This is a genomic window from Lactonifactor longoviformis, from assembly GCF_042848515.1.
Classification (GTDB): Bacteria; Bacillota; Clostridia; order Lachnospirales; family Lachnospiraceae; genus Lactonifactor; species Lactonifactor longoviformis.
The window spans coordinates 3943452-3952500 of the sequence record NZ_AP031453.1; the positions used below are offsets into that span (position 1 = coordinate 3943452).

The following is a 9049-nucleotide window of genomic DNA, read 5'->3' on the forward strand; positions in this document are numbered from 1 at the left end:
CTGTCTTGATGCCTCTATTGTAACAGCAGGTTCTTTCAGAAATCCTACAGGAATCTTTTCAGTTCTTACAATTTTGTAAGAATACCTGAAAGCAGCTTCCTCTCCCGTACTCGGACTCCACAGTAAGATACCCCTTTTCCTTTTCCAGAATCAATCGTGACAGATAGAGGCCGATACCGGATCCCTCCAGATTTCTCACATCATTGCTTCTGTAGAAACGTTGAAAGATACAGGAAAGCTCTTCCTTTGCTATTCCCCGTCCGTTGTCGATGATTTCCAGTTTACTGTAGAGTTCATATGGGACAAGGCGTACAACAATCCTTCCCCCCGGGTCCGTATATTTTACGGCATTCTCCAGCAGATTTCCCAAGACTTCTGCCGTCCATCTCGGATCGTGGTATAACGTGCTATCCGGAAATTCTTCTGTAGTAATCTCTATGTTTCTGCGCTGTGCCTTTTCATAAACCCCGCTGAGGGCCCTGCTGAGCGTTGCTTTTATATTTTTTTCTTCCGGCTGCACCCGAATAACCCCGTTTTCCAGATTCACCATCTTAAATAGGGACTGGAGAATCCAGTCTATCTTCTCAGACTGTGTCTTCAGCTTTTCCAGGAACTTCTTCCTCTGCTCTTCTTCCAGGGACGAGCTTTCCAGAATCTCCTGATACATCATAACATTGGAAAGAGGCGTCTTAAGCTGATGGGACATATTGGAGATTAGGCTCTTCACCTGTTCTTTTTCTTTCCTGGCAGACTGTACTTCCAGATTTAACTTTTCCTGAATCCGCCGGGCTTTGTGTGACAGCTCTGCAATCTCCCCCTCCTCCAGATCTGACTGAGAAACCGGGCGTTCATTTAATATCTCATCCAGCATGCATTCTATCTGCCGGTACTGTCTTTTACTTTTCTCTCTGTAATACCATACAAGCCCAAGGCATACAGCACAGCAAAGTATTACAGCAGCAGTCTCGTTCATGGTATTTCCCTCCACAGATACCCAAGCCCATGCACCGTTTTTATGTACGCAGGATGATCCGGATCGTCTTCTATCTTCATACGGAGTCTGCGTATATTGACAGAGACGGTATTGTCATCCACAAATCTGCCCTCGCTGTCCCAGATCCTTTCCAGAATCTGCTCTTTAGCCAGAACCTGTCCCCGATTTTCCAGCAGATACGTCAACAGCTTATATTCCATGGCAGAAAGTGAAACCTCTTTTCCACCTTTGTGCACTTTACAGCTGTCCTTATCCACCACAACTCCGTTAGAACTCACCTTATTCTGCTTTTCTCTGCGTTTCAGAAGGTTTCTAAGCCTTGCTCTCAGAACAGAAAGGGAAAAGGGCTTGCGCATAAAATCATCTACTCCCAGTTCCAGGGCTTTGATCTCATCCATCTCCGTCTCCCTGGCAGTAAGCATGAGCATAGGAATCTGGGAAAATTCCCGGACACGACCGCAAAGCTCATATCCGCTTCCATCCGGAAGATTACAGTCCAGGAGAATTAAATCAGGGTCCCTTTCTTTTATAAGTTCCATTCCTCGCTTAATGGTACCTGCCCCGAAAGCCCGGTATCCCTCTGTCTCCAGCATAAATAAAAGTCCTTCTAACAAATCACTATCATCTTCAATTACAAGTATCTTATTCATAGTCACCTCCGGAATCACATAAAAAGGGACGAAGAACACCCCGGTTCCCGTCCCTTTCTTGTTATGCTACAATATTTTGAGGATTCTCTGACAGGAATCCCTGTATATTGTCTTTTAGAATCTGTACCAGCCGTTCCCTTGTCTCTAATCCCTTCCATCCCATATGAGGGGTAAGGATTACGTTTTCCAGGTTATACAGGGGATTGTCCTCTGCAGGGGGTTCGGTCTCCTGGACATCCAGGCCGGCACCCGCAATCTTCTGCTCCTGAAGCGCCTGAATCAATGCCTTCTCATCTACCAGAGCACCTCTGGAGGTGTTAATCAAAAATGCCGACGGCTTCATCATTTCCAGTGCTTCCCGATTAATAATATGCTTTGTCTGAGGTGTCAGCGGACAGTGCAGAGATACATAGTCACTGTTTTTCATCACCTCTTCGAATGTCGTATACCGCATGCCCTCCTCATCCGTACCCGGCGTTCTGGTGTAGATCAGGATGTTCATTCCCAGAGCTCTTCCAACTTTTATCACTTCCCGCCCGATATTGCCGGCACCAATAACGCCTAATGTTTTTCCGTTTATTTCCACATGCTCTACCTGCAGACATTTGGTAAAATTACGCTTATCTCCCCCAGCCAGCATACGCATCTGTTTCTGCATGGATGAACTGAGATTCAGCAGCATCATTACCGCTGTGTGAGCCACTCTGCTGGAACTATAGGCCGGTATGTTGCATACCTTAATTCCCTTTGCCCTGGCGGCATCCAGGTCGATATTATTATAGCCCGTTCCTGCCTCACAGATAAGTTCTACAGAATCAGGAAACTGTTCGATTATCTTCCTCTTTAAAGGCATCTCTTTGGTCACAACAATCCTGTGCCCCTGTATTCGCTCCAGAATATCCTCTTCCCTGGTATCCCCATATACGGTTACTTCACTGGCTAACACAGAATAATCAATCCTACCGTCATAATTTACCTTTTCCCCGTTTAAAACTACTACCTTGTCGCTCATAATTTTTCCCTTCCCGCTCCATTTATTCTGATTGCATTATCTTATTGTATTTTAGTATACCACATTTTAATCGGGCAGGAAAGACTTGAGACAGGGAAGCTTACCCTGCATTCCCCCCAAACCTTCTCTGATATTCCGGAATCCTCTCCAGGCCATCCCCCAGAATCTGATTCTTTACATATTGTATTCCCCCTTCCTCCGTAAATCTTACGGTAAGCTCATGACTCATTGCCTTATCATTCCCCGTCATTACACAGACTGCATCCACCGTCAGTGTAACCGTACCGTCTTCATTTTCCCTCATGTCCGTAATCTCAGGCTCCGAGTTCCCGAATGCATTGGGAATATAATTGCCGCAGCCAAGCCTCACCCACCCATATCTCTGCTCCTTTGGATCATAAACCGCATATTCCTTCAGCTGTTCTCCGGTAACCGGCAAATATTTGGTAAGCAGGTTCTCGAACTCTTCGCCGGGGATTCCCTCTCCATACTGGTCCGAGGGAAAATTTTTCTGATATTCCATAGGATACAAATATTGAAAAATTCCGTTATAATCCAGTTCTTCCATATGATTCTCATCCCAATTGGAACAGAATAGATTATTTCCCTGATATCCTACCGGTTTCAAATATTTTGCTGCTGTCTCTCTGTATTCTTCTTTTATGGGCTTTACCCGTATGGTAGTATTACCGTTCATAATACTGTCTGTGATATCCGGCGCTTCCGGCAGTTCATAGCTGAACCAGCCCTTCTCCGTGTACACCCAGTCTCTTATCCGGGTATAAGAGGTTGCAGAGATCAAAGGGGTAACTGAGCTGCTCCAAGCTGCATTGGTATACCATACATATATATGTTTCCCGTCAAATCTAAATTTTTTTCTTCCGATTCCCCCGTCTGGGTAAAGCTCAAAGAGAGTTACCTCTCCCTCTTTCCCATTTACAGAAGAGGTCAAAAAGCGGTCCATGTGCTCATAGTTCTGCATATTATAACCATATCCCAGATCGGCAGCCGGGTTTCCTAACTCTTTTAGCTCTTCCAGCATTTGCCTGGCAGTCTCTCTCCCTATAGCTCCTCCGGAAGCATTCCCACAGCCGGCATTAAGATACGTTTCCCTTACTTTTTCCATTGCGTTTTGGCAGTCTGCCTCTGCTTCTTTCCTGTCTTTATCCTCAACAGGAAGATCATACCCTCTTTCCGAACCACACGCTCCCTTGCTATCTTCAGATGCCGACTTTATAGTTTCTGCTTCCTGACGGGTCTCCGGCTTATGGTTCTCTTTTTCCTGGCAGCCCCCCAGCAGAAGCAAGCCGATAAGGAGCACCGGCTGCCACAAAGCCTTGTACCCTTTTACTGTGTGTTTCTCCCCATTTTCCATAAGAATTTCATTTCTGTCTTCCATCGTACCTCTCCCATTTATTAACTTCGAATATTGTATCTTGTCTTCCTCTGCAGCATATTGTTTGCATTCCCTACACATGTAATATTTCTGTTCAAATGTATCTGCCAATGCTTAGACGTAAACTCTTTCTAATAAATATTACACCTGTAATATTTAAAAATCAAGCATATTCGCTCATTTTTTCTTTCACCAGGAACTTTTTTTTCTAATCCTCAAAGCATTCCTGCTTTCCTGCACCCTGAATTCCCGGATCTGTTCGGCAATCAGATTATAGTCCCTCTCAAACAATTCCTCACTCATCTGCGGTTTCAAAATCTCAGCAGGAATCTTCTCCCCTATCTTTTCAATAACAAACTTTTTGCTTTTCTCCTTATACTTTGCCATGCCGTTCAGATTCTGGATATGAGCCAGCTCCGGCCGCCACAGAAGGGATAACTGTTTCTTCAAACTGACCCCTTTATTCGCCTGCATTTTGCGATACATATAGAAATCAATGGAATTGTCTGCCTCCTCAGCTGTTATAATTCCCCACCATTCAGGAACATGCTCCTTAATATGTATCCCATGAGTTGTGCCAGTCACAACAATATTATAATCGAAAAAAAGATCATAATCCTTAACTTGTCCTGCAAGTCGTGCATACGTATCTGCGTCGCTCTTAATCTCGATTCCCACCAGTGCTTTCTCCATTACCATTACAATATCAGCCCTGGATTTTCCTATTTGCTTTTCTTCTAAAATTCTTACCTTCCCAAAATAGCCCTCCAAATAGTCAAATAGAGGCTCTCTTAAATCCTTATCATATAACATACGTTACTCCACCCTTATCTTACCGTGAAACAATTCTGTGTGAGGATGGTCTGCATCTGCATGGTATATATTAATATGATATTCATCCCCGCTACGGTTTTTAAAAGCTGGAAACAAAAATCCGGATTCAGGTGCTTCCGCCTCATATTCACCATGAACCGGACAAATGGCACCGATTAGAAAAGAATATATTTCTTCTGAATCCCAAAGAGCTTCCTTATCATTTGCTTTTAACGGGACATCATATGCTCCAAAAAACAGATAAACAGCATACGGTCTATCTGATTTATACCGTTCACTGACAAAATCATAAAAGGTATCCAGCAGAGCATCATTCTTTAATTCACATGACTTTAGTCCCATAAAAAGCTGCCATAAATCCCCTGAACCTTTTGCCTCTTCAGTGAATCCGTACTCTTTAATATTTACATTTGTATTGGCAAATGGTATTGCCTTTGCAATTTGCAGATTGGCGGCCTGATCTGATGGTGATAATTTCAAAAAATTAGTATTAAAAGTACCGTCTATATAACCTTCCTCGTCAATATATGCTCCTGCAATCCTGCTAAAACAGTTTCTCTTCACAGTCATACGCCGGGTAAGCTCTAACATATCCTCTCTGTTCATTTTATTCATTCTGTCTTTTCACCCTTCCTGCTTTTTAGTTCTTTATGTATAAATGCATTATAGCGCGGAACCGCCTCCAAAGCTACCCCGTTCTGCTTCTCCAGCAGTTGGGGCGTAGACAAAAAAACCTCAGATTCATAAGAATCTGAGGTTTTTCGCTTAAGTGCCGCAGACCGGAATCGAACCGGTACGAAGTTTAACCCTCGCAGGATTTTAAGTCCTGTGCGTCTGCCAGTTCCGCCACTGCGGCATGTCCTGATACAATCACGGCTCGGACTTTTCCGTGAAAATGGGACCTATAGGGCTCGAACCTATGACCCTCTGCTTGTAAGGCAGATGCTCTCCCAGCTGAGCTAAGATCCCATAAACAAAATGTTAGTAATAACAGCGACCCAGAAGAGACTCGAACTCTCGACCTCCGCCGTGACAGGGCGGCGCTCTAACCAACTGAGCCACTGGGCCATAAACCTATTAAATTAATACAATGGACCTTCGGGGACTCGAACCCAGGACCGACCGGTTATGAGCCGGTTGCTCTAACCAACTGAGCTAAAGGTCCAAAATAACATGTGTATTATTCACAAGTCCGAGAAGACCTCGCCAAGTGTTTCATACAAGCCGATGATCGGACTCGAACCGATAACCTGCTGATTACAAATCAGCTGCTCTGCCAATTGAGCCACATCGGCAATAGTTATTGCCGACAACATAACTATTATCTTACATAATTAGTTATTTGTCAAGTGACTCCAAGGGGATTTGAACCCCTGTTACCGCCGTGAAAGGGCGGTGTCTTAACCGCTTGACCATGGAGCCTTCTCGTTTCTTTACAGTAAAAAAGCTCCCCGAGTTGGGCTCGAACCAACAACCCTTCGGTTAACAGCCGAATGCTCTACCATTGAGCTATCGAGGATTACTTCTCTTTATTAAAAGTATTTCCATACCTTCAAAACCACATACACGATTATACATCTTTTTTTTCCACTTTGCAACACTTTTCCGTTGTACTTAGATTTGCCTTACCAGTTCCGGCCCGACTTGCGTCTCGCCTCACTGCCTTCGGCTTCCCTAAGTGTTCAGGTCAAGCCCTCGACCGATTAGTAACAGTCAGCTCCATGCATTGCTGCACTTCCACCTCTGCCCTATCTACCTCGTCGTCTTCAAGGGGTCTTACTTCTTCTAAAGAATGGGATATCTCATCTTGAGGGGGGCTTCACGCTTAGATGCCTTCAGCGTTTATCCCTTCCCGACTTGGCTACCCGGCCGTGCTCCTGGCGGAACAACCGGTACACCAGTGGTCAGTCCAACCCGGTCCTCTCGTACTAAGGTCAGCTCCTCTCAAATATCCTACGCCCACGCCGGATAGGGACCGAACTGTCTCACGACGTTCTGAACCCAGCTCGCGTACCGCTTTAATGGGCGAACAGCCCAACCCTTGGGACCTACTACAGCCCCAGGATGCGATGAGCCGACATCGAGGTGCCAAACCACTCCGTCGATGTGAACTCTTGGGAGTGATAAGCCTGTTATCCCCAGGGTAGCTTTTATCCGTTGAGCGATGGCAATCCCACTTTATACCACCGGATCACTAAGTCCTACTTTCGTACCTGCTCCACCCGTCGGTGTCGCAGTCAAGCTCCCTTCTGCCTTTGCACTCTTCGAATGGTTTCCGACCATTCTGAGGGAACCTTTGAGCGCCTCCGATACCCTTTCGGAGGCGACCGCCCCAGTCAAACTCCCCGCCTGACATTGTCCCACCGCCGGGTCACGGCGGTTGGTTAGAAACCCAATACTGCAAGGGTGGTATCCCAACATTGACTCCATGGCAACTGGCGTCACCACTTCTTCGTCTCCCACCTATCCTGTACATGCAATACCGAATCCCAGTATCAAGCTGGAGTAAAGCTCCATGGGGTCTTTCCGTCCTGGCGCAGGTAACCAGCATCTTCACTGGTACTTCAATTTCACCGGATGCATTGTCGAGACAGTGCTCAAATCATTACGCCTTTCGTGCGGGTCGGAACTTACCCGACAAGGAATTTCGCTACCTTAGGACCGTTATAGTTACGGCCGCCGTTTACTGGGGCTTAAGTTCAAAGCTTCGACTTGCGTCTAACCTCTCCCCTTAACCTTCCAGCACCGGGCAGGCGTCAGCCCATATACCTCACCTTTCGGTTTTGCATAGACCTGTGTTTTTGCTAAACAGTTGCTTGAGCCTATTCTCTGCGGCCACCTTTCGGTGGCACCCCTTCTCCCGAAGTTACGGGGTCATTTTGCCGAGTTCCTTAACAATGCTTCTTCCGTCGGCCTTAGGATTCTCTCCTCATCCACCTGTGTCGGTTTACGGTACGGGTACAATATAAACAATAGCGGCTTTTCTTGACGGCCGGCTCATGGGCTTCCCTACTTTAGTTCGGTCCGCATCACGCCTTCGGATTGTTCAGCGGATTTGCCTACTGAACTCCTACCTCGCTTGCACCGGATTTTCCGTTTCCGGCTCCCACTTTCCTTCCGTGTCCCCACAGTTCTGTTATATTGCAGTACAGGAATCTCAACCTGTTGTCCATCGGCTACGGCTTTCGCCCTCGCCTTAGGCCCCGACTTACCCAGAGCAGATCAGCTTTACTCTGGAAACCTTAGATATTCGGCCAAAAGGATTCTCACCTTTTTCTCGCTACTCATTCCGGCATTCTCTCTTCTTAACACTCCACGGCTCCTTACGGTACCGCTTCTTCGCGTTAACAATGCTCCTCTACCAATCACTTGCGTGATTCCTCAGCTTCGGTGTCGTGTTTCAGCCCCGGACATTTTCGGCGCAGGACCTCTCGACTAGTGAGCTATTACGCACTCTTTGAATGCATGGCTGCTTCTGAGCCAACATCCTAGTTGTCTTCGAAATCCCACATCCTTTTCCACTTAACACGCACTTTGGGACCTTAGCTGGAGGTCTGGGCTCTTTCCCTTTCGACTGCCCAACTTATCTCGTGCAGTCTGACTCCCGATAATCAATTACACGGCATTCGGAGTTTGATATTCTTCGGTAAGCTTTGACGCCCCCTAGGAAATTCAGTGCTCTACCTCCGCAAATCTTTATCGAGGCTAGCCCTAAAGCTATTTCGAGGAGAACCAGCTATCTCCGGGTTCGATTGGAATTTCTCCCCTATCCACACCTCATCGCCACCCTTTTCAACGGATGTGCGTTCGGTCCTCCACTACCTCTTACGGCAGCTTCAACCTGGACATGGATAGATCACCCGGTTTCGGGTCTACTCTGACTGACTCTGGCCCTATTAAGACTTGGTTTCCCTTCGGCTCCGCACCTTTGGTGCTTAACCTTGCCAGCCAGCGTAACTCGCCGGACCGTTCTACAAAAAGTACGCGGTTCACCTCTTATGGGTGTTCCACAGCTTGTAAACACAGGGTTTCAGGTTCTCTTTCACTCCCCTCCCGGGGTTCTTTTCACCTTTCCTTCACAGTACTATGCGCTATCGGTCACTAAGGAGTATTTAGCCTTGGGGGGTGGTCCCCCCGACTTCCCACAAGGTTTCTCGTGTCTC

The 9049-nt window shown here is 46.6% G+C and carries 6 protein-coding genes, 7 tRNA genes and 1 rRNA gene (1 of these 14 running past the window's edge); all 14 read right to left on the reverse strand.

All coding sequences use genetic code 11. The annotated features are described in order from the left end of the window. Nucleotides 1-58: 58 nt before the first annotated feature. Nucleotides 59-973, reverse strand: a complete 915-nt coding sequence (locus ACGHCT_RS17965; RefSeq protein ID WP_390437129.1) for a sensor histidine kinase — start codon at nt 971-973, stop codon at nt 59-61. Beyond that, the gene (locus ACGHCT_RS17970; protein ID WP_072853761.1) at nt 970-1644 is read right to left on the reverse strand and encodes a response regulator transcription factor; all 675 of its coding nucleotides are present in this window, start codon (nt 1642-1644) and stop codon (nt 970-972) included. The genes ACGHCT_RS17965 and ACGHCT_RS17970 overlap by 4 nt, the downstream gene beginning before the upstream one ends. A gap of 61 nt (nt 1645-1705) precedes the next feature. Continuing rightward, nucleotides 1706-2656: an NAD(P)-dependent oxidoreductase gene (locus tag ACGHCT_RS17975; protein ID WP_390437130.1), complete on the reverse strand. Its 951-nt coding sequence runs from the start codon at nt 2654-2656 to the stop codon at nt 1706-1708. 100 nt (nt 2657-2756) lie between these two features. Next, nucleotides 2757-4055 (reverse strand): DUF6070 family protein, encoded by a 1299-nt coding sequence (locus tag ACGHCT_RS17980; RefSeq protein WP_390437131.1) that lies wholly within the window; start codon nt 4053-4055, stop codon nt 2757-2759. 186 nt (nt 4056-4241) lie between these two features. Then, nucleotides 4242-4865 carry a sce7726 family protein gene (locus tag ACGHCT_RS17985; RefSeq protein ID WP_072853749.1) on the reverse strand — a complete coding sequence of 208 codons (624 nt, stop codon included), beginning with the start codon at nt 4863-4865 and terminating at the stop codon, nt 4242-4244. A gap of 3 nt (nt 4866-4868) precedes the next feature. Continuing rightward, nucleotides 4869-5501 (reverse strand): DUF4317 family protein, encoded by a 633-nt coding sequence (locus ACGHCT_RS17990; protein WP_390437132.1) that lies wholly within the window; start codon nt 5499-5501, stop codon nt 4869-4871. A gap of 155 nt (nt 5502-5656) precedes the next feature. Beyond that, a tRNA-Leu gene (locus tag ACGHCT_RS17995) sits at nt 5657-5742 on the reverse strand. A 40-nt stretch (nt 5743-5782) separates the two neighbouring features. Next, nucleotides 5783-5855, reverse strand: a tRNA-Val gene (locus tag ACGHCT_RS18000). Nucleotides 5856-5880: 25 nt separating this feature from the next. Further along, nucleotides 5881-5954: transfer RNA gene (locus tag ACGHCT_RS18005), tRNA-Asp, on the reverse strand. Between the two features lie 23 nt (nt 5955-5977). Beyond that, nucleotides 5978-6051, reverse strand: a tRNA-Ile gene (locus tag ACGHCT_RS18010). 57 nt (nt 6052-6108) lie between these two features. Next, a tRNA-Thr gene (locus ACGHCT_RS18015) sits at nt 6109-6181 on the reverse strand. Between the two features lie 55 nt (nt 6182-6236). After that, nucleotides 6237-6308 (reverse strand) — tRNA-Glu (locus tag ACGHCT_RS18020). Nucleotides 6309-6333: 25 nt separating this feature from the next. Then, nucleotides 6334-6405, reverse strand: a tRNA-Asn gene (locus ACGHCT_RS18025). A 164-nt stretch (nt 6406-6569) separates the two neighbouring features. Further along, nucleotides 6570-9049 (reverse strand): 23S ribosomal RNA (locus ACGHCT_RS18030) (it continues 412 nt past the right edge of the window).

What these genes read in the sequence shown, in the direction of transcription:
- ACGHCT_RS17970 (WP_072853761.1), bottom strand. Translation starts at nt 1,644, where the DNA reads ATGAATAAGATACTTGTAATTGAAGATGATAGTGATTTGTTAGAAGGA.
- ACGHCT_RS17975 (WP_390437130.1), bottom strand. Translation starts at nt 2,656, where the DNA reads ATGAGCGACAAGGTAGTAGTTTTAAACGGGGAAAAGGTAAATTATGAC.
- ACGHCT_RS17990 (WP_390437132.1), bottom strand. Translation starts at nt 5,501, where the DNA reads ATGAATAAAATGAACAGAGAGGATATGTTAGAGCTTACCCGGCGTATG.
- ACGHCT_RS17980 (WP_390437131.1), bottom strand. Translation starts at nt 4,055, where the DNA reads ATGGAAGACAGAAATGAAATTCTTATGGAAAATGGGGAGAAACACACA.
- ACGHCT_RS17965 (WP_390437129.1), bottom strand. Translation starts at nt 973, where the DNA reads ATGAACGAGACTGCTGCTGTAATACTTTGCTGTGCTGTATGCCTTGGG.
- ACGHCT_RS17985 (WP_072853749.1), bottom strand. Translation starts at nt 4,865, where the DNA reads ATGTTATATGATAAGGATTTAAGAGAGCCTCTATTTGACTATTTGGAG.